The sequence below is a fragment of the Mycobacteroides saopaulense genome, assembly GCF_001456355.1.
In the GTDB taxonomy this organism is placed as follows: domain Bacteria; phylum Actinomycetota; class Actinomycetes; order Mycobacteriales; family Mycobacteriaceae; genus Mycobacterium; species Mycobacterium saopaulense.
The window spans coordinates 2,354,849-2,373,884 of sequence record NZ_CP010271.1; the positions used below are offsets into that span (position 1 = coordinate 2,354,849).

Sequence of the window (19,036 nt, forward strand, 5' to 3'; positions counted from 1 at the left end):
TCGGGCGATGGGAGCGATCGCGCTACGGGAGTTCCATCAGTACGGCCCATCGCATATCGCCGTGATCACCGTGTTCGTGCTCGGTGCGGCGGCTCTGGTGTGGTTGGGGCGCAGACAAACTGGATTCCAGGCGCACGTGCTTGGCCGGGTTCTGGGCGCGGTGTTGGCGGCGATCTATGCCGTGATACTGGTGGTGGGGCTGATCCCCCCGCGCCTGGATGTGTCTGTGCCGCTGCGTCTCACCGACCTCGTGACGATGGTCGGCGCCTATGCCCTGTGGTCACAGCGACAATGGGCGTATGTGTTGACGTACTACTGGGGCCTGGTGCTCAGTAGTCAGGCGCTGATCTCGCCGGTCCTGACGGGGCCCGATTTTCCCGGTATCGAATTCCTCGCGTTCTGGTCGATACATCTGCTGGTCGTGTGGGCGGCCATCTACCTCACCTGGGGGCGAGGCATGCGGCCGACGTGGCCCGATTATCGGATGGTGGCCGTGGTCAGCATCGCCTGGGCGGCCGTCACCATGGGGTTCAACGCCGTCGTCGGATCCAACTACGGATTTCTCAACCGGAAACCCACGACGGCAAGCCTTTTCGACCTGATGGGCCCGTGGCCGTGGTATGTGGTGACGACTACCCTACTGGTGCTGGTGGTCTGGGCGCTGATGACCTGGCCCTGGGCGCGGGGCCAGAGCAGTACCGGCGGGACTCAGACCACGCCGAGATAGGCAGAGCGAATACTTTCATCCTGCAACAGTTCTCGTCCGGGCCCGGAACGAACCACCGAGCCGGTCTCGAGGATGTAGGCATGATCCGAGCGAGTCAATGCCTGCTGTGCATTCTGCTCAACCAGGACCACCGTTGTCCCGGAAGCGTTGATCTCCTCGATGATGTTGAAGATCTTGGTGATCAACAGTGGCGCCAGACCCATCGAGGGTTCGTCGAGCAAGAGGATCTTCGGCCTGGCCATCAGCGCGCGTCCGATGGACAGCATCTGCTGTTCGCCACCGGAGAGGGTGCCGCCGTGTTGATGCCGACGCTCGGCGAGTCGCGGAAACAGCGCATTGATCCAGTCGAGACGTTCCCTGCGCTCCGACCGTGACTTGAATTTACGACCGTAGCAACCCATTTCAAGGTTCTCGGCGACCGTCATGCCGGGAAATATCCCGCGCCCCTCCGGCGCTTGCACGATCCCGGCCTTGACGCGCTTGTGCGCCTTCATCTTCGAGATGTCCTGGCCCTCGAAAAAGATCGTCCCGGAACTCAGCGGAACCAAACCAGAGATGGCGCGCATGGTGGTCGACTTGCCGGCGCCATTGGAACCGAGCAGGGTGACCAACTCGCCTTCCCGCACATCGAACGAGAGCGTGCTGACCGCCTGGATCGGGCCGTAATGGACCCCTACGTTGTTGAGTTTCAGCTGTACGGGAGGCATCTACCTCTCGCTTTCGGTGTCGGTTGCGGGCGAGTCCAGCCAACCGGGTCCATGGAGGTCTTCATCGGCGACGCCCAGGTACGCCTCGATCACGGCTGGGTCGTTTCTGACCTCGATGGGCAGGCCGTCCGCGATCTTCCTGCCGAATTCGAGGACGACGATCCGATCGGTCACGCCCATGACCAGCTTCATATCGTGCTCGATGAGCAGCACCGTGTATCCGTAATCGCGGATGCGTTGGATGAGCTCGATCAGCGATTCCTTCTCGCTGGGTGTGAAGCCGGCCGCCGGCTCGTCCAAGCACAGCAGCTTGGGCTCGGTGGCAAGGGCCCGGGCGATCTCAAGTCTGCGCTGACTGCCGTACGGCAGATTCTTGGCCTTGACGTCCGCCACGTCGGCGATGCCGACGAAGTCGAGCAGCCCCATTCCCACGTCGACGGCATAGTGTTCCTCGCGGCGGTGCCTCGGTGTGCGCAGCAGCGCGCCCAAGACCGAGGTCTTATGGCGCGCATCGGTTCCCACCGCGACATTCTCCAGTGCCGTCATCTCCCCGAACAGCCGAATGTTCTGGAACGTGCGGGCGATCCCTCGACGGGTGATCTGATGGCGCCGCAACCTGCGTAGTGGCTTACCGTTGAACACGATGCTGCCGGAGGTCGGTTTGTAGACGCCGGTGATGGCGTTGAAGCAGGTGGTCTTGCCCGCGCCGTTCGGGCCGACCAGGCCCAGGATCTCGCCACGGCGGATGTCGAAGCTCACCCCGTCGAGCGCCTGCAGACCGCCGAATTTGAGGGTTAGTTCCTTGACCTCGAGCAGCACCTCGGGCTCGACGGAATCGGCCTCGACGTCCTCGGAGGGCTCAGCCACGGCCTCGGACTCGACCAGCTCGGCGCAGACCTGGTCGTCTTCGGGTGTGGAGTTCTCGGGTTCGGTCATGCCGGTGCCTCGGCTTCATCCTGCTTCCTGGTGCCCAATCGCTCAGATGTTTTGCGCCAGTAAGCCATCAGCTTCTGATGAGCGGGAAACAAGCCCTGTGGGCGGAAGATCATCAGCACAACCAGTGCCAATCCGAAGAACAGATACTTCAGATTGCCCAGATCGACGCCCTGCACCTGTACACCCAGCAGACGATTCGGCAAGTACACGATGATGAAGGCGCCGAAGACCACGCCCAGTTTGTTGCCCTGCCCGCCCAGTACGACGGCACACAGGAACAGCATCGAGTTGATGATGTTGAAGGTGGGCGACGCCACGTATTGGACCTGGCCCGCGTACAGGGCGCCGGAAAGTCCACCGATACTCGCGCCAATCACAAAGGCCCACAACTTGAACCGAAATGTGGGCACTCCCATCATCTCGGCGGCGTCCTCGTCTTCCCGGATGGCCACCCACGAGCGCCCCACCCGGCTGCGCTCCAGATTGCCCATCAACACCAGCACCACCGCAATCAGGCAGAGCCCCAACCAGTACCACCACACGCCATAGTTCAGGTGCCCGCCCGAATTCGCGCTGGAAAAGACCCCGCCGCGGACGTACTGCTCCCCCACGTGCGGATAGGCGACCTTGTGCAGACCGCGCGGCCCGTTGGTGACCTCGAGGTTGTCGGCGAGTAACCGGATGATCTCGCCGAATCCCAGCGTCACAATGGCCAAGTAATCGCCCCGTAGCCGCAGTGTGGGCGTGCCCAGCAGCAGGCCGAAGCAGGCGGTGATGGCCACGGCGATGGGCAGACAGGACAACCACGCCCAGTCCGAGCTGAAGAACGCCGAGGTTCCCATCCGATTCCACGGACTGTCCGGACTGGTGAGCAGGGCTACCGTGTATGCGCCGATGGCGTAGAACCCGACGTATCCCAGATCGAGCAATCCTGCTTGCCCCACAACCACATTGAGACCTATCGCGATGAGGGCGACCATCGCGAACTGGGCCATCACTCCGCCGAAGCTGGTGTTGGGAGTGTCCAGGTACGGGATCTTCCACACCGGAAGCAGCGCTAGGAGCGCGAACCCGATGAGGCCGTACGCCCATTGCACGGGGCGGGCCAATTCAGACCACCACCGGCGTATCGAGTCGCCCGGTGCCAGGGCGCGCGGCGCGCTCATGCCTTGGCCCGCCCTAGACTCTCACCGAGAATGCCGGTGGGGCGGAACATGAGTACCAGCACCAACAGGACGAATGCCACCACATCGCGCCACTGGGTTCCGAACACGGCTTGCCCGTAGTTCTCCATGACGCCCAGCAGCAGGCCGCCGAGCAGCGCACCGCGAAGATTGCCGATGCCACCGAGCACCGCGGCAGAGAATGCCTTGATACCCAAGAGGAATCCGCCGGAGTAGATGATGCCCTGCGGGACCTTCAGTGTGTACAGCAGCGCCGCGGCTCCGGCCAGCAGGCCACCGATGACGAACGTGGTCATGATGATCCGCTCGCGGGAGACACCCATGAGGGTGGCCGTCGTCGAATCCTGTGCGACCGCCCGAATGCCGCGGCCGAACTTGGTGTGGTTGATCGCGATATCCGTGAGGAGGGCCAGCACCAGTGCCGCGGCCACCACGACGACGGTGACATTGGTGATCGTGGCCTGGAACGGGATGTGATGACCGCCGACGTCGAAGGGACCGAATGTCCACACCGGTCTGGGTGTCACCAGCCTGATCGGCTGTTGCGCGTTACTGCCGCCGTAGCCCTTGAGGATCTTCGGAAGTACGAAATGCACGAACTCCTGGATGACGAAGGACATCCCGATGGCCGTGATCAAGAAGGTCAGCGGGCGTGCGCCCCGGCGGCGCAGTGGACGGTAGGCGACCGCTTCCAATCCCAACGCCGTGGTGGCCGAGACCGCCATCGCGATCAGCATTGCGACACCGAGATACAGCACGGTCAGCGAGACACCCTTGTTGTAGGCGTTGCCTCCCGGTGAGAAGCCGAGTATCACATCCAGCGCGAAGTACGCGCCGAACATGCCCAGCATGAAGACCTCGGAGTGCGCGAAGTTGATGAGCCGCAACACCCCGAAGACCAGTGTGTAACCCACCGCGACCAACGCGTAGATGGCTCCCCACGCCAAACCGTCGATCGTCAGCTGTCCGATGCTGCTCCACAGTCCGTGCAGATCGAACGAAATTGTGCTGGCCTGCACACCCGTCTGCGCCATCCACCCCGAAATCATTTGCGGCTGAGCCTAGTCCCCTCGAATGTCCTACGTGACCTTATACACCCAGATGAGTGTCGAGGTTAGCTCACCGTTCTCGTTCCACTTGTATTCACGCGCCACACCTTGCCCCTGGTAGGTCCTGACCCAGTCGAGCAATCCGGCCCGAGTCGTCTTTCCCGCGTCGATTCCTTTGAGCAGGATCGTGGCCAGGTCGTATCCTTCCGTGCTGTAGGTCCCCGGCTCCTGGTTGAACTTCGCGGTGTACTCCTTGGCGAAGGAATCCGAGGCGGGCCCGCACGGGCAGGACAGCAGCGCGTCCTTAGAGGAATCTCCCGCCTGCTTGACGAACTCCATGTCCTTGGTGCCGTCGGCCGACACGAAGGTCGCGGTGACCCCGGCGTTGCGCAGCTGTTGCACCAACGGCGCAGCTTCCGCGTAGTAGCCGCCGAAGAACACCGCATCCGGTGTCGCGTTCTTGAGCTGCGTGACAGCCGCGGAGAAGTCTTTGTCCCCCTTCTTCACCGAGGCGTTGCAGTCATTTCCGAGCGTCCCGCGCACCGCGTTGGCCAATCCGGATCCGTAGTCGGTGCTGTCGTCGACCACGCAGATCTTCTTCTGCCCGAGTGTCTTCTTGAGGTAGTTGGCCACGGCCGGACCCTGTACCCCGTCGTTGGCAAGGCCGCGGAAGAACGTCTTCCACCCCTGCTGGGTGAGCGTCACGTTGGTGGCGGAGGCGGTGGTGGACACCAGACCCGCCTCGCTGAAGATCTGGCCCGTCGACTTCGTCTCCCCGGAGAACCCGGGCCCGATGAGCCCGACGATGGTCGGGTCGCCGATGATTTGCGGGGCGATGTTGCTCGCGTTCTGCGGCAGGCCCTCGGTGTCGAATTCGCGGAGTTTGACCTGACAGCCGGGATTGGCGGCGTTGTGCTTGTCGATCGCCAGCTTCGCGCCGTCGAGGATGTTGATCCCCAGCGCCGCGTCGGGTCCGTTCAGCGCGCCGGCCATGGCCAGAGAAACGTTGGCGCACTGTGCTTTTCCTTCACCAGCCGGGTCGGCCGGCGACGTCGCGTTGGATGCCGGCACCTCACTCCCGTCCTGGGCGATCTGAACCAGCGGCGAGATCTTCAGATTGGTCTGATTGGAGTCATCCGACTGAGAGCCGGCGTGACAACCGGCTAGGGCGAGGGTTACCGCGCCCAGCATCAACACACTCGCGCGTGCACGCACGATTACCTCCGAATGGCTGGGGCCGACAGGTCGAAACAAAAACGCTGATCAGAAAACATAGCCAACCGGGAGGCAACGCGCAGTGCTTACCCGAGTTTCAGCGCGGCGCGTCGGTGTCCAGCGTTTCCAGCACCACTTCGGCAACGCGCTTCATGGTGGTGCGGCGGTCCATGGCGGCACGCTGGATCCATTTGAAGGCCTCGGGTTCGGTGAGGCCCTGGGTGGACTGTAGGACGCCCTTGGCACGCTCGACCAGCTTGCGGGTCTCCAGCCTGTCGGCCAGCGTCTGAACTTCCTTCTCCAGCGCGGTGAGCTCCCCGAAACGGCTGACCGCCACCTCGATGGCGGGCACCAGGTCGGTCTTGGAGAACGGCTTGACCAGGTATGCCATGGCGCCGGCGTCGCGGGCCTTCTCGACCAGGTCGCGCTGACTGAATGCGGTGAGGATCACGATCGGGGCGATGCGCTTGGTGGCGATCTCCGACGCGGCGTCAATGCCATCGCGGCGCGGCATCTTCACGTCCATGATCACCAGATCGGGCTTGAGCTCCTCGGCGAGGTCGACGGCTTCCTGCCCATCTCCCGCCTGTCCCACCACGTCATAGCCCTCTTCGTGGAGCATCTCGACCAGGTCGAGGCGGATGAGGGCTTCGTCTTCGGCGACGAGCACGCGGCGAGCGGGTGCCGCCGGTTCGGTGTTCTGAGGGCCGGTCATGGCGACCATTGTGACGCATGTGGTCGTGTGAACGGCGATACCCTGGTGAAAGTGACGAGCGCCATCCCTTAAGGTGGGAGATCGCGCGACCGGCCACCGGCCGTCAAAGCGCCGATAACGCCAGGCCCTCGTATCCCAACTGGCAGAGGAAACGGATTCAAAACCCGTGCAGTGTGAGTTCGAATCTCACCGAGGGCACCACAACGTTCATGTTCGGTCCATGAGGTGCCCGACGCCCCTGGACGGGTGGGCGATGTCGAAAGTCACCGAGGGGGCCACGGACTACCGCCCTCATGCTTTGATTCCCGCATGAATCGAGCGATTGTCGGCCTGCTGACGCTCGTGGTGTGTGCCGCTACGGTCACCGCGTGCCAGGCATCGTCCGGTATCACCCGGATGTCGGGGGCATCGTCGACAGGCACGTCAACCGCCACGACGAAGACCTTCACCGCGTCGACCGTGCCCAGGTCCACCTCGATTTCGCCGGCCCCCAATGCCGGCGCCGAAGAGCCGGCCAAGCGCATCCGCGACGCGTTCCGTAGCCTGCAGAACCCCGTCATCGCCGCTACCAAGGACGCAACAGGCAGCTATGACATGCCGGTGCCACCCCAGCCGTCGGCGTCGGGACCAACCGCCTACATCGGGGCGCTGTGCACCGGCGGCCCGCCGATCAACATCGCTCTCGACGGCACGCCCGTGCCCGGCGGTGGCCTGTGTGGAGACGATCCCGGCAAGGTGGGCATCATCGTGATGCTCCTTGCCGTCAGAGCCGATCCGGCGGCGCCGCACACCGTCAAGGTGCAAGGAGCCGCCGGTCAGCACAGCTGGGTGTCAATGGCCTACGGCCAGATGTATTAACCCGCCCGGCCGTCTAGCCGACGTCGGTACAGGTGACCCCGGGGTTCTCACAGTCGGCACCGGTGTCACCGGGCGCACTGACCCAGCCGTTGTCGTCGTCGTGTCCGGGACCGAGATCGGATTCGGGCGGGTTGTTGTCGGAACCGCAAACCACCCAGGCGTTCTCGCACTGGGAACCCGCGCCGCGGGGCAGATAGCCCCAGCCGCTGTTTCCGTCGTCACTTGGCTGGTCGACCAGCGATCCGTGCGAAGGCGAGTTGGGCGCGCCCGGGACCGGAGGCGCCGGAGACGGGTCGGCCGAGGCCACCACCGTTCCGAATCCGACGAAGGCAGCGGCGACCACACCGACGGCGGGCGCCACGATGAGACGGGCGATGGAGTTCATGGGCACCTCATTCAATGGCCGACAGATACAGGACAAATGTACTCTCACGCACAGGATTTACAGATGATCTTGGTAGGAACCGCACACCATGTCTAACCCCTACCGATGTGGCACGCGACGCGTCGCCGCGTGCTAAGACTGGCGATCATGACTCTCGCCACACTCGTCGACATCCACGAGATCACCGAACTCAAGTACCGCTATGCCCGCACCCTCGACAACAAGCTGTGGGATGAATTCGCCGACACACTCACCGAGGACGTCCAGGCGACATATGGCACCGCGGTACATGGTGCACCCCTTGAGTTCACCTCGCGTGCAGGTGTTGTCGACTACATGCGTTCCTCGCTGACCACCGACATCACCAGCGTGCACACCATGAGCCATCCCGAGATCCACGTAGACGGCGACTCCGCTACCGGGAGCTGGGCCATGAGCGATGTCGTCATCGTCCCGGCGCATCACGTCCTCATCACCGGGACCTCGTACTACACGGATCGATACCGCCGTGATGCGGACGGGAAATGGCGCATCAGCTACATCTCCTATTACCGGCTGTACGAGGCCATGCAGAACACCAAGGACATCGGTTTCAACCTGATCGCGAACCGCTGGTCGCAGTAGCGCTCAGAACCGGGTACCCTAGCGCCGAGTTTGGAGACATCCGTACTCCACATTGCTGGCTAAGGAGGAACCGGTGCGCTGCCGCCTGTGCGACTCGACGCAGCTGCTCAGCGTGGTGGATCTGGGCGCCACCCCGCCCTGTCAGAAGTTTCTGCATGCGGCCGAGCTCGATCTTCCGGAGCCCACCTACCCTCTGCACTTGAGACTCTGCCGGGATTGCATGTTGCTGCAGATCCCCGCGCTGATCAGCCCCGAGGAGAACTTCACCGAGTACGCATACTTTTCGTCGTACTCCGACAGCTGGGTCGACCACGCGCGCTCATATGTCACCAACTCCATTGCACGACTGGAACTTTGCCCCGACCGCCACGAAGACTTCGTTGTCGAGGTGGCCAGCAACGACGGCTACCTCCTGCAACACGTCGTCGCAGAGGGGATTCGCTGCCTTGGGATCGAACCCTCGGTGAATGTCGGACAATCGGCGCGCGACAAGGGTGTTCCGACGCTGACGGCATTCCTGGACGAGGACACCGCCGCCCGCGTTCGTGCCGAGCACGGCCCCGCCCGCCTTGTCGCCGCGAACAACGTCTACGCGCACATCCCGGACTTGCGCGGTTTCACGCGCGCCCTGCGCGGGCTGGTCGCCGACGACGGTTGGGTGAGCATCGAGGTGCATCACGCGCTCAATCTCATCGAACTCGGCCAGTTCGACACCATCTATCACGAACATTTTCAGTATTACACCGTGCTGGCGGCCCAAAGGGCGCTCGCGGTGGGAGATCTGGAAGTTGTCGATGTCGAACTCCTTGATACACACGGTGGTTCGATCAGGGTGTGGGCGCGTCCGCGCGAATGCCGTCCCAAGATTGCGCCGTCGGTGGCCGAGGTCCTGGAGTTGGAACGGCGTGCCGGCCTGCACGAACTGTCCGGGTACGAGCGGTTCCGCGCCACGACAGAGCGAATTCGCTTGGAACTCTTACAGTTCTTGCTCACCAGTAAGGCGCGAGGCAAGACCGTCGTGGGCTACGGTGCGCCCGGCAAGGGCAACACCCTGCTGAACTACTGCGGCATCCGAACCGACCTGCTGGCTTACACCGTCGACCGGAACCCCTACAAGCAGGGCATGTACAGCCCGGGTACCCGAATTCCGGTGCACTCCCCCGAGCGCATCGACGAGGACAAGCCCGATGTGGTGCTGGTGCTGCCCTGGAATCTGGAAACCGAGATCACGCAACAGTTGCGGCATATCGGCGAATGGGGCGGCAAGCTCGTTTATCCGCTGCCGCAGCTGCATGTCGTCGAACCCCACGTCGAGCCCGAAGGAGCATCGGTATGAAGGTCGTGCTTTTCTGCGGCGGCTTCGGAATGCGCATGCGCAACGGGGCCGGCGACGTGATCCCCAAGCCGCTGCAGATGGTCGGGCCCCGTCCGCTCATCTGGCATGTGATGAAATACTATGCGTACCACGGGCATAAGGAATTCATTCTGTGCCTGGGGTACGGCGCCGAGGCCATCAAGGACTTCTTCCTGAGCTACAACGAAGCGCAGTCCAACGATTTCATCCTGGCCGACGGACAGGTACGACTGCTGAAGTCCGACATCGCCGATTGGACCATCACGTTCGCGGATACCGGTGCCGAGTCACCCATCGGTGAACGACTTCGCCGCGTCCGCCACCACCTCGGCGACGACCGCTACTTCCTTGCCAACTACGCCGACGTTCTCACCAACGCCCCCCTGGACGACCTGGTGGCCAAGTTCCGGAACTCCGGCGCCGCGGCGTCCATGCTCCTGGTCCCCCCGCAATCGTCGTTTCACACGGTGGATGTGAACGAGGGCGGGTCCATTACCGACATCACCGCAGTGTCCAAGCTCGACATGTGGGAGAACGGTGGCTACTTCGTGCTCTCCCAGGACGTTTTCGACTATCTGCCTGCCGGGGGCGACCTGGTCGAGGACGCCTGTGGGTCGTTGGCCAAGGAGGGCAGGATGTTCGGCTACAAGTTCAGCGGATTCTGGAAGCCTGCGGACACGTTCAAGGAACGCGCCGAGCTCGACGAGGGCTATCGCAAGGGCATTCGCCCATGGATGGTCTGGGAGCAGGAGTCGGCCACCGCGTGATCGAACTCGGCACCGGCTCGATCAGCGAGATCGCGCTGCTGGCAGCACATTGCGACGATATCGCCATAGGCATGGGCGGGACACTGCTGACCGTGGCGGCCCGGCATCCCGGCCTGCGTGTGCGAGCGCTGGTGCTGTCGGGCGGTGGTACCGAACGGGAGAACGAGGAGCGAGCCGCGTTGGGTGCGCTGTGTCCCGGGGCGCATCTCACCGTCGAGGTACTCGACTTTCCCGATGGCCGGGCACCCGCACACTGGAACGCGGTCAAGGAGGCGGTGGCGGTGTTTCGTCGTCAGTCCGCGGCCACGGTGGTATTCGCGCCGCAGCGACATGACGCTCATCAGGATCACCGAATGCTGGCCTTATTGGCACCCACCGAGTTTCGCGACCACCTGATACTCGGCTACGAGATCATCAAGTGGGAGACCGATACGCCCACGCCGACCGTGTTCCAGCCGCTGAGCGATGAGATCGCCAGCAGCAAAGCTGAACTCATCTACACCCACTATCCGTCCCAGCGGCCACATGACTGGTTCGATCGCGAGGCCTTTCTGGCGTTGGCGCGGGTGCGCGGTGTCCAATGCCGCAGTCGGTACGCGGAGGCATTCGTACTGGAGAAGGCAACAATCAACGTGGGAGCAGCACTGTGAAGGTTCTCATCACCGGCCATCAGGGCTACCTCGGCACAGTCATGTCGCAGGTGGTCGCCGACTCCGGTCACGAGGTCGTCGGTCTGGATTCGGGCCTGTTCGCCGGCTGCGTACTGGGCCCGGAACTCGCGGATCCGCCGTCGATTGCCGTCGACCTGCGAGACGTGACGGCCGATCAGCTGTCCGGTTTCGACGCGGTCATTCACTTGGCGGCGCTGTCGAACGATCCGTTGGGGGCACTGGCACCCGACCTCACATATGACATCAACCATCACGCCTCGGTGCGCCTGGCGCGCCTGGCCAAGGACGCCGGAGTGAGCCGGTATTTATACGCCTCGACCTGCTCGGTGTACGGGTCCGCCGGCGAGGATCTGGTGAACGAGAGCGCTCCGCTCAAACCCCTCACCCCGTATGCGGAAAGCAAGGTTCGCGTCGAAGACGACGTGGCGGCGATCGCCGATTCGGGGTTCTCGCCGGTGTTTCTGCGCAACGCCACGGCTTTCGGGTACTCACCCCGGCTCCGCGCCGACATCGTGCTGAACAACCTGGTCGGTCATGCGGTTCTCACCGGAGAGGTGCGGGTGCTCTCGGACGGAACTCCGTGGCGCCCGTTGGTCCACGCGCGCGATATCGCCACCGCATTCCTTGAATGCCTTACGGCACCTCAGGACGTCATCCACTGTGCGGCGTTCAACGTCGGCACCGAGGAGAACAATCAGACGGTCGCACAGATCGCGGAGGCCGCCGTCGCCGCGGTGCCCGGCTCGACCCTGACCATCACCGGCGAAACCGGCGCCGATCCCCGCTCTTATCGTGTCGACTTCTCGGCGATTCGGGCGGCGTTACCCGGGTACCGGGCTCGGTGGTCGATCGCGGCGGGCGCCAAGGAGCTCTATGAGCAGTGCGTCGCCGGAGGTCTGTCCGAATCGATGTTCCGCCAATCCTTTACCCGCCTGGCGCACCTGAAGAGCCTGCGCGAATCCGGAGCCGTCGACGACAGTCTGCGACCGGCAGCGCGGTGAGTGGATCATCGGCCGGCCAGCGTGGCCCAACTGCCCGCGGCGGCGTCCTTGGAGCTGATGACCGTGATCGCGAGGGGCCAGTCGATGGCGAGGTCGGGATCGTCATGGGCCACAGCGACATCCTCGGCCGGGTCGTGGGGCCGGTCGATGCGGTAGCAGAGGTCGGCCCACTCTGTCAGCGCTTGATGGCCATGCAATATGCCGGCCGGAACGAATAGGTGCGCCAAGGTGGAATCGTCGAGCGTGAAGCTCTGCCAGCGCCCGAAGCTCGGTGAATCGGGACGTGCGTCCACCAGCACGTCGAACACGGCGCCGCGGGCGCACCGGATCAGCTTGCTTTCGCCCTCGCCGGACCGTCCGTGCAAACCGCGGACGACGCCTTGTCGGGAACGTGATTGGGAGTCCTGGAGAAAATCGCCGGCCCGCACCGCACGTCCCGCGGCGTGTTGGTACTCGTCGAACAACACGGCATCGAACGTGCGGGTGAAGAACCCGCGATCGTCGTGGTGCGGTGTGGGTTCCATCAACAGCACGCCGTCGATCTCGGTGGTATGGATGCGCACCACGTCATCCTGCCGTACCTCGGAAGGAATGGGGCGCCAACGGTGATCACCTGCCGGTACTGCCGCAGCCACCGTCTGCACCGGGTGCTCGACTTGGGTGCGGTTCCCGCCGCGGACCTGTTTCCCGTCGCTGCCAGTTCGCCCACCGACGACGCGGTGCACCCCCTGGCGATGGCGCTGTGTACGGATTGTGCTCTCGCCCAGCTTGAGACCGACGACACCGATACCGAAGAGCCGCGGGCCGTGGAACCGCAGGCCCTCCGCGATCAGGCTGCCGATGCGGTCGGCCGAGTGGAGGCCGCCGGGCTTCTCATCGGACGCACCGTGCACGAGTTCACCAGCCCGCACGGGGGAAGCTGGCTCGACCTCGTGGTCCCCAGAGGTTTTCAGGTCGCAACCGACGAGCCGGCCGACCTGGTGCTCGATAGCTTCGGCATGATGCACGATCCGGATCAAGCCGACGCCATCGCGATGCGTGCAGACCGCACCGGAGCCGACGGCGTGTTACTTCTGCAGTTCCACTCGATCGCCACGATCGTGGAACTTGGGCAGTGGAATTCCTTGCGGCATGGTCATTTCGCCTACTACTCCCTGACCGCACTGCGCCGAATGCTCACCGATGCAGGGATGTCGATAGTGCAGGCATGGGAGTTCGACCTCTACGGCGGCACCGTGCTCGTGGCCGCACGACACGGAACCCACCCGCTTCCACCGTCGGCGCAGCAGATGCTGGAGCGTGAAAAGGCAATCGGCGCGGTGACCGCAGATGGCTTACGCCGGTTGCACCAGGTGGTTGACGAGCAGGTGCGCCGCCTCGTGCTGTGGCTCGACCAGAGGCGTTCTTCGGGAGAGACGGTGTACGCGTACGGAGCGCCGTCGCGTGCGGTGGCCCTATTTCACCGCGCGGGCCTGACGTCGGAATCGATACTCGCGGTCGCCGACGCCTCACCCGCCAAACAGGGCCGCCGTATGCCCGGGACCGACATCCCCATTGTGCCGCCCACCGACCTTCTGGCCGCAGATCCCGAGCAGGTGCTGCTCACCCTGCCAGATCTGTATACGGAGGTGCGCCTGCGCTTCCCGGAGCTGGAAGGCCGCTGGGCGACCGGACTGTGTTAGCCCAGTAGTGCGGTCGCCAATGTTGGACTGAACTCTCCCCCGGGCGCATCGGGCGCCACCCCACAGGGACCGTTGGAACTGCCGGGCGCGAGAACCCAGAGGTTCATGTCGAGGCCGTCGGATTGCCCCAACACCGCCGGTTTCGTGCCGAGTCTGCGCCCCGCGGGATTGCACCAGTCGAAGTTCCACTCGGGGTTGCCGTTCTGCGAGGTGTCGACCACATAGCGCGGATCCGGCACACCGAACCAGCGCTGCAGCGCCGCCCTGATCCGTTGGGCATATGTGGTGATCTCGTATGTGGGGGCGAAAGACGAGACATTGACGGCGTATCCCACCCGATCGGAAACCCCAACCCTCGCGAGCAGAGCGGCCATCCGCTCAGGAGTCACCGAACCCGACGAGGTTCCCGCGTCCACGTAGACGCGCACATTGCGGTTCCGTGTGGAGAAGGTGTCCACCACGTACCGCAGGGAACCGATTCGATCGCCGAAATCGGTGCCCTGCAAGGATTGTCGATCGGCGAACCACAGGGCGTCCGGCTCGACGATCAGTACCAGCCGAGCATCGCCCACGAGCAGCGACACGCGGTCGACCCAGGCACGATAGACCGCGGGGGTAACGGCGTGGTGTGGTCCGGAGAAGCCGTCGTCGCGATCCGGAATGTTGTACAGCACCAGTTGCGCGGTACCACCCGCGCGTCGCGCACGCGCGACGATATCGCCGATGTTGCGGCTGTCGTTCTCGTCGTCTCCGGTGGCCCACATCGCAATCGGATGGTGCGCGATCCGATCCCGGATGGCAGCAGCTCGAGGATCCTCGGGATGGGTCCGCACCCACCACTGCACGTCCAGCGCACCCGGTACCAACGCACCGGTGTCGAGTCGGTGCGGGGCCGTGTCGACTGCGCGGGGCGCGACGAACTTGCTGGAGTCGCGAGTCAGCACCATCGCAGCTATCAGCGCCAGCACCGTCAGCAGGGCAATCCCGGCCACCGATGGATGGCGGTCTCGCACGGTTCGCGCACCGGTCACAGCCAGGAACGATACCGAGGGGTTGAGCTCTACACTTGGCCCGTGCCCCACTCCTCGCCAGCGCCCGGGCCGGTGCGCGTGTTGGCCGTAGGTCCGGCCCCGGCCAGCCTCGAGAGCAGGGGTGGCATGGCAACCGTCATGTCCCATATGGCGGCGTTGACTGACCCGGCCGTCACGGTGCGTGTCGTGCCCACCTATGTGGACGCCGGACGGTGGCGTTGGTTGTGGGTCGGCATTCGCGGCATGCTGTTGTCGTCCTGGTTGGTCCTGACCGGACAGGTCGATGTGTTGCATGTCCATCTGGGCCACGGCGGAAGTGTCGTCCGCAAGGCCCTCCCCCTGCGCGCCGCACACATCCGGGGAGTGCCGACACTCATCCACGCCCACAGCTTCGATTTCGCCGGGTGGTATCGGGGGCAACGGCCGGTGGTGCAACGCGGTGTGCGTTGGGGACTGCGTGCCGATCGGTGGATCATCCTGGGCCGCCGCCTGGCCGACGAGTATGCCACCTGTCTTCAGCTGGAGCCCCATCGCGTTGCCGTGCTGCAGAATCCGGTGCGCATTCCCGATCAGACGGCCGCCCCTTCGGGTGGGGGCTTGGTGACAGCGGTCAGCCTGGGCCGACTCGGTCACCGCAAGGGCACCTACGACATCATCCGGGCGGCAACCGTTCTCGCACCACAGGTGCGTGCGACCCTACGTGTCCACCTTGCCGGCGACGGCGAGGTGGAACAGGCACGGGCCGCGGTGGCGTCGGCCGGTGCTGCCGACGTGATCACCGTGCACGGCTGGTTGGATGCGCATGCGGGGGCACAATTGCTCAGCGGTGCAGATATTTTCGTGCTCCCCAGTCACGCCGAAGGGCTGCCCATGGCGCTGTTGGAGGCCATGGCCTCGTCCGTCGCGGTGATCACCACTCCGGTCGGGTCGATCGGCGAGGTGGTGCGTGACGGAGAAAACGGTGTGCTTGTCACACCCGGCGATGTCGATGCCCTGGCAGCGGCCCTCACCCTGCTCACGAACGACCACGGGGAACGTGCCAGGTTGGCGGCCGCAGGGCGGGAAACGGTCCGCGGCCTCGACATTGCACACTGGGAGGCGCAGCTAGTGCGTACCTGGAAGTCCCTGGCAGATCGTTAACAGCTTGGCGGCCGCGTGCGGTGCGGAGAAGTTCCGGGCGTAGTGCGCGCGTGCTGCCGCACCAAGTTCGGCGGCGGTGACCGGATCGGCATGGCAGTCGAACGCCGCCGTGAGACCGGCCACGTCGTCACGATCCAACGCGGCTTGCCCGGGTGGCTGAAATTCCGGCAGCGCTCCCTCGGTGGAGACGATGACATTGACCCCCAGCTGCATCGAGAGGGTCTGGACGCCGCTCTGCGAAGCCTGCCGATAGTGCGCTATCGATGCCTTGGCCCGGGAAAGTGGTGGTAACACCTCGTCATAGCTGTACCGGCCACGGACCCACCGCACGGAATCCGGCAAGGCACCGCCGATGTCGCCGTCGCCGATGAGCACCAGCTGATCACCGCGCCACCCCGGTCCGGCGACATGCGCCTGCCACGCACGAAGGATCACGTCGACGTTCTTGTAGTCGTTGAGTCGGCCGACCAGGACGAAGTCCCGGCGTCCGGACGCGGGGACCAATGGCGGCACGCGGTACGCATCGAGATCACTGGCAAGTGGAACCACCCCGACGGGAGAAGATGCCCGGGCGGCTATCTGCCGCGCGACGTAGTCACTGAACGCCACGCGGTGAACAGCGCCAGCCTCCCACCGGCGGAATGCGCCACTGCGCCATCGAGATATGGCCTCGGAGGCGTCATGCGGACGATCGTCGTGGACGAGCAACACCCGCGGACGATCGCCGCCGAACACCTGCCAACGGGGATCGCGAACAAGCTCGGCGATCACCACGTCGGCCCGAAACGCGCGAACCCGCGGCACCGCGCGCGCCCAGGAAGCCCATCCGGCAGGCGACTTGAGCGAGGGCTGCAAGACGAGTTCGTAATCGCGCGCCGTGTCGGACTCGGGATGCTGATCGGAGGTCACCAACAACACCGAGGCGCCGCGAGCTTGTAGGGCCTCGGCGTGGACGCGGGCCAGCGAACGCATCCACGGCGATAACCAGAGAATTCTCATCGCGGATGTCAATCCTTGAGCACCGAGGTGAAGGCCTGCTCGTACGAGTCCGCCATTGTCTCAATGGTGTACAAATCACGCATTCGCTCAAAGCCATTGCGCCCGAGTGCCGTCAAACGCTCTGGGCGGCGAAGGACATCCCGCAGTGCGGCGCGCCACGATGTGACATCTATCGGGTCGACCACCACACCACTGCCGTCGGCGAGCATGTCGGGAACCGAGCAGACCGCCGATCCGATGACTGGTACCGCGCGTGCCATCGCCTCCAAGATCACCAAGGGAAAGGCCTCGCTGCGACTGGGAACGCAGAGCACATCGCAGTCGGCCAGGGCGTGCGCGGGTCCGGGCGACCAACCACGCCAATGAATCCGGTCACGCACCGTGTCGGGGGTGAGCGCCTCTAACCTGGGACGGTCGGGCCCGTCGCCGAAGATGGAGAGCTGCCAATCGTATTCGGTGAGCCCGCTCAGGGCCTCCACCAGCAGGTGCGGGTTCTTGTGTTCGACGATCCGGGACAACATCACGAAATGCAAGGGCCTGCTGGAGATCCGGCGCACCGGTGCTGTCGCGGGCAGGTCGCTGCGGTTCACCACGCCATTGGGGGCGGTGAAGAAGCGGGCGCCCACCCGCTGATGCGCGGACACCTCGTCCCAGTGCCGGCGCGACAGCGCGATGAAGCCGTCGGCGCGGTTCATCGCGGCCGCCAGCGGCGCCGAGTAGGTCCCGGTATCCAGCGCCGGCGGAATGTGTGCCGCCACCAGCCACCGGCGCTCACGTCCGGACGCGCGCCACAGCGTGGCGCAACCCGTTTCGGTGTTGGTATCCCCGGAGACCAGGATCGCGGGCCCCTCCCCGATCTCGAATGCCGGACACCACCACGGCTGGCGTACCACCCGCACGGTCGCGGGAATCTCCGCCACCAACGGGCCGAAACGCTGCATGCAGGCGATGGTCACGGCATAGCCCCGCCGGTCCAATTCTGTTGCCAGCAAAACATGTTGGCGTTCTGCTCCCCCGTACACCAGCCGATTCGTCGTGAGAATGATCTGGGGGCGGCCCGTACCGGTTCGAAGCCGCGTCTGGCGGAGCCGGCGCGCGGCGGGCTGGACACGGTCCAGCACCGATGTGCCGGCCAGATACAGATCCGCTGTGCGCACGCCTTTCGCATGTTCCAGTGTCAACGCGATATTGGCTCGCAGCAGATCGTCGGAGCGAATGCTGCGCTCACGATCTCCGGTGACGGTTCCCTTGGCGCTGTGCGTGACACCGAGCTCGTCCGCGAGGACCAGTTGCCAGCCCGCCGAACGGGCACGCAGCTGCCAGTCGGCCTCCTCGCCATAGAGAAAGAACTCCTCGTCGAAAGCGCCGACTTCATTCCACGCCCGGCGATTGATCAACAGACATGCCCCGGTGAGGTAGCCGTCGACGTTGGTGGGGCGCGCGCGATACAGCTCGGAGATCACGCGGCCGCGCCAGGCAGGCGCATATCCTGCACGCGATACCAAGGCGCGCAGCAGGTTCGGAGAGCGATGGCTGTTGTCCCAGGGAAGCTCGCCGGGATGCGGGTTGGCCGGATCGATCTGCGGCGCTGCCGCGGCGACGCGCGCACCGTATGCGATCTGGTTTCGTGTCTGAGCCAGCGGGCCGGTGACGACGGCATCGGGATTCAGCAGCAGCAGATTGGCACCCGGAACGAGGGCCGCCAGCCGATTCACAGCAGCGGCGAATCCGAGGTTTTCACCCGTTCCATGCCAGCTGACCTCAGGATGGGACGCCCGAACAGCCTCCATACCGGGATAGTTCGCGCCGGAGTTGTCCCATACATGAATCGGCAGATCGGCGAGATGCTCGCGACAAGACCGTAGACAGTCGTCCAGCAGATCCGGGCGGCGGTATGCCACCACGCACACCGCGATGCTCCCATCGATCTCACCGGCCTGGGGTTCCGGCAGATAGGCCCGATTGAGTTCCCTGCGTCTGTTCCTACCCAC

At 64.5% G+C, this 19,036-nt stretch carries 20 protein-coding genes and 1 tRNA gene; 10 read left to right on the plus strand and 11 right to left on the minus strand.

The features are described 5' to 3' along the window. Positions 1-7: 7 nt before the first annotated feature. A complete protein-coding gene (locus MYCSP_RS11745; RefSeq protein ID WP_088413839.1) occupies positions 8-727 on the plus strand; it encodes a YwaF family protein in 720 nt (239 codons plus the stop codon). Here MYCSP_RS11745 and MYCSP_RS11750 read toward each other — a convergent pair. The 6 genes from MYCSP_RS11750 to MYCSP_RS11775 form a co-directional block, all read right to left on the minus strand. Continuing rightward, a complete protein-coding gene (locus MYCSP_RS11750; protein ID WP_070910196.1) occupies positions 709-1,434 on the minus strand; it encodes an ABC transporter ATP-binding protein in 726 nt (241 codons plus the stop codon). The genes MYCSP_RS11745 and MYCSP_RS11750 overlap by 19 nt on opposite strands. Further along, positions 1,435-2,370, minus strand: a complete 936-nt coding sequence (locus tag MYCSP_RS11755; RefSeq protein ID WP_088413840.1) for an ABC transporter ATP-binding protein — start codon at positions 2,368-2,370, stop codon at positions 1,435-1,437. Continuing rightward, positions 2,367-3,536 carry a branched-chain amino acid ABC transporter permease gene (locus tag MYCSP_RS11760; RefSeq protein WP_070910197.1) on the minus strand — a complete coding sequence of 390 codons (1,170 nt, stop codon included), beginning with the start codon at positions 3,534-3,536 and terminating at the stop codon, positions 2,367-2,369. Before MYCSP_RS11760 ends, MYCSP_RS11755 begins: the two co-directional genes overlap by 4 nt. After that, complete coding sequence (locus tag MYCSP_RS11765; protein ID WP_088413841.1) at positions 3,533-4,603, minus strand: branched-chain amino acid ABC transporter permease; 1,071 nt, start codon at positions 4,601-4,603, stop codon at positions 3,533-3,535. Before MYCSP_RS11765 ends, MYCSP_RS11760 begins: the two co-directional genes overlap by 4 nt. A 30-nt stretch (positions 4,604-4,633) precedes the next feature. Continuing rightward, the gene (locus MYCSP_RS11770) at positions 4,634-5,818 is read right to left on the minus strand and encodes a branched-chain amino acid ABC transporter substrate-binding protein (RefSeq protein WP_088413842.1); all 1,185 of its coding nucleotides are present in this window, start codon (positions 5,816-5,818) and stop codon (positions 4,634-4,636) included. Positions 5,819-5,915: 97 nt separating this feature from the next. Next, entirely contained in the window at positions 5,916-6,533 is a 618-nt protein-coding gene (locus tag MYCSP_RS11775) for an ANTAR domain-containing response regulator (protein WP_083013373.1), read from the minus strand. 124 nt (positions 6,534-6,657) lie between these two features. Between MYCSP_RS11775 and MYCSP_RS11780 the strand changes: the two genes are divergently transcribed. Continuing rightward, positions 6,658-6,734, plus strand: a tRNA-Leu gene (locus MYCSP_RS11780). Between the two features lie 108 nt (positions 6,735-6,842). Next, positions 6,843-7,391, plus strand: coding sequence for a hypothetical protein (locus MYCSP_RS11785; RefSeq protein ID WP_088413843.1), 549 nt, complete (start codon positions 6,843-6,845; stop codon positions 7,389-7,391). A gap of 13 nt (positions 7,392-7,404) precedes the next feature. Here MYCSP_RS11785 and MYCSP_RS11790 read toward each other — a convergent pair whose 3' ends face one another. Further along, on the minus strand, positions 7,405-7,776 hold the full coding sequence (locus tag MYCSP_RS11790) for a hypothetical protein (RefSeq protein ID WP_070910200.1): 372 nt from the start codon (positions 7,774-7,776) through the stop codon (positions 7,405-7,407). Between the two features lie 147 nt (positions 7,777-7,923). Between MYCSP_RS11790 and MYCSP_RS11795 the strand changes: the two genes are divergently transcribed. From MYCSP_RS11795 to MYCSP_RS11815, 5 genes are all read left to right on the plus strand, one after another. Continuing rightward, complete coding sequence (locus tag MYCSP_RS11795) at positions 7,924-8,400, plus strand: nuclear transport factor 2 family protein (RefSeq protein ID WP_083013257.1); 477 nt, start codon at positions 7,924-7,926, stop codon at positions 8,398-8,400. A gap of 73 nt (positions 8,401-8,473) precedes the next feature. Continuing rightward, positions 8,474-9,736, plus strand: coding sequence for a class I SAM-dependent methyltransferase (locus tag MYCSP_RS11800; protein WP_083013256.1), 1,263 nt, complete (start codon positions 8,474-8,476; stop codon positions 9,734-9,736). Next, positions 9,733-10,521, plus strand: a complete 789-nt coding sequence (locus MYCSP_RS11805) for a glycosyltransferase family protein (protein WP_083013255.1) — start codon at positions 9,733-9,735, stop codon at positions 10,519-10,521. Before MYCSP_RS11800 ends, MYCSP_RS11805 begins: the two co-directional genes overlap by 4 nt. Then, positions 10,485-11,171 carry a PIG-L deacetylase family protein gene (locus MYCSP_RS11810; RefSeq protein WP_235629472.1) on the plus strand — a complete coding sequence of 229 codons (687 nt, stop codon included), beginning with the start codon at positions 10,485-10,487 and terminating at the stop codon, positions 11,169-11,171. The genes MYCSP_RS11805 and MYCSP_RS11810 overlap by 37 nt, the downstream gene beginning before the upstream one ends. Continuing rightward, positions 11,168-12,193 (plus strand): NAD-dependent epimerase/dehydratase family protein, encoded by a 1,026-nt coding sequence (locus MYCSP_RS11815; RefSeq protein WP_070910205.1) that lies wholly within the window; start codon positions 11,168-11,170, stop codon positions 12,191-12,193. Before MYCSP_RS11810 ends, MYCSP_RS11815 begins: the two co-directional genes overlap by 4 nt. Positions 12,194-12,198: 5 nt before the next feature. Here the strand turns inward: MYCSP_RS11815 and MYCSP_RS11820 are convergent, their stop codons facing one another. After that, positions 12,199-12,756 (minus strand): dTDP-4-dehydrorhamnose 3,5-epimerase family protein, encoded by a 558-nt coding sequence (locus tag MYCSP_RS11820; RefSeq protein WP_088413844.1) that lies wholly within the window; start codon positions 12,754-12,756, stop codon positions 12,199-12,201. Here MYCSP_RS11820 and MYCSP_RS11825 point away from each other — a divergent pair. Beyond that, entirely contained in the window at positions 12,745-13,875 is a 1,131-nt protein-coding gene (locus MYCSP_RS11825) for a class I SAM-dependent methyltransferase (protein ID WP_088415584.1), read from the plus strand. The genes MYCSP_RS11820 and MYCSP_RS11825 overlap by 12 nt on opposite strands. Here the strand turns inward: MYCSP_RS11825 and MYCSP_RS11830 are convergent. Then, positions 13,872-14,906, minus strand: coding sequence for a glycoside hydrolase family 6 protein (locus tag MYCSP_RS11830; protein WP_157886180.1), 1,035 nt, complete (start codon positions 14,904-14,906; stop codon positions 13,872-13,874). The two genes, MYCSP_RS11825 and MYCSP_RS11830, sit on opposite strands and share 4 nt — an antisense overlap. A 126-nt stretch (positions 14,907-15,032) precedes the next feature. On the opposite strand from MYCSP_RS11830, the gene MYCSP_RS23120 reads away from it, so the two are divergent. After that, the gene (locus MYCSP_RS23120) at positions 15,033-16,046 is read left to right on the plus strand and encodes a glycosyltransferase family 4 protein (RefSeq protein WP_157886181.1); all 1,014 of its coding nucleotides are present in this window, start codon (positions 15,033-15,035) and stop codon (positions 16,044-16,046) included. Here MYCSP_RS23120 and MYCSP_RS11840 read toward each other — a convergent pair. Together MYCSP_RS11840 and MYCSP_RS11845 are read right to left on the minus strand one after the other, a co-directional pair. Then, a complete protein-coding gene (locus MYCSP_RS11840) occupies positions 16,011-17,039 on the minus strand; it encodes a glycosyltransferase family 4 protein (protein ID WP_235629560.1) in 1,029 nt (342 codons plus the stop codon). The two genes, MYCSP_RS23120 and MYCSP_RS11840, sit on opposite strands and share 36 nt — an antisense overlap. Before the next feature lie 14 nt (positions 17,040-17,053). Further along, positions 17,054-19,036, minus strand: coding sequence for a glycosyltransferase (locus tag MYCSP_RS11845; RefSeq protein ID WP_083013368.1), 1,983 nt, complete (start codon positions 19,034-19,036; stop codon positions 17,054-17,056).

Coding starts and splice junctions, on each gene's coding strand:
- MYCSP_RS11765 (WP_088413841.1), bottom strand. CDS start 4,603: ATGATTTCGGGGTGGATGGCGCAGACGGGTGTGCAGGCCAGCACAATT.
- MYCSP_RS11745 (WP_088413839.1), top strand. CDS start 8: ATGGGAGCGATCGCGCTACGGGAGTTCCATCAGTACGGCCCATCGCAT.
- MYCSP_RS11785 (WP_088413843.1), top strand. CDS start 6,843: ATGAATCGAGCGATTGTCGGCCTGCTGACGCTCGTGGTGTGTGCCGCT.
- MYCSP_RS11795 (WP_083013257.1), top strand. CDS start 7,924: ATGACTCTCGCCACACTCGTCGACATCCACGAGATCACCGAACTCAAG.
- MYCSP_RS23120 (WP_157886181.1), top strand. CDS start 15,033: ATGGCAACCGTCATGTCCCATATGGCGGCGTTGACTGACCCGGCCGTC.
- MYCSP_RS11825 (WP_088415584.1), top strand. CDS start 12,745: ATGGATGCGCACCACGTCATCCTGCCGTACCTCGGAAGGAATGGGGCG.
- MYCSP_RS11805 (WP_083013255.1), top strand. CDS start 9,733: ATGAAGGTCGTGCTTTTCTGCGGCGGCTTCGGAATGCGCATGCGCAAC.
- MYCSP_RS11755 (WP_088413840.1), bottom strand. CDS start 2,370: ATGACCGAACCCGAGAACTCCACACCCGAAGACGACCAGGTCTGCGCC.
- MYCSP_RS11790 (WP_070910200.1), bottom strand. CDS start 7,776: ATGAACTCCATCGCCCGTCTCATCGTGGCGCCCGCCGTCGGTGTGGTC.
- MYCSP_RS11810 (WP_235629472.1), top strand. CDS start 10,485: ATGGATGGTCTGGGAGCAGGAGTCGGCCACCGCGTGATCGAACTCGGC.
- MYCSP_RS11775 (WP_083013373.1), bottom strand. CDS start 6,533: ATGACCGGCCCTCAGAACACCGAACCGGCGGCACCCGCTCGCCGCGTG.
- MYCSP_RS11760 (WP_070910197.1), bottom strand. CDS start 3,536: ATGAGCGCGCCGCGCGCCCTGGCACCGGGCGACTCGATACGCCGGTGG.
- MYCSP_RS11750 (WP_070910196.1), bottom strand. CDS start 1,434: ATGCCTCCCGTACAGCTGAAACTCAACAACGTAGGGGTCCATTACGGC.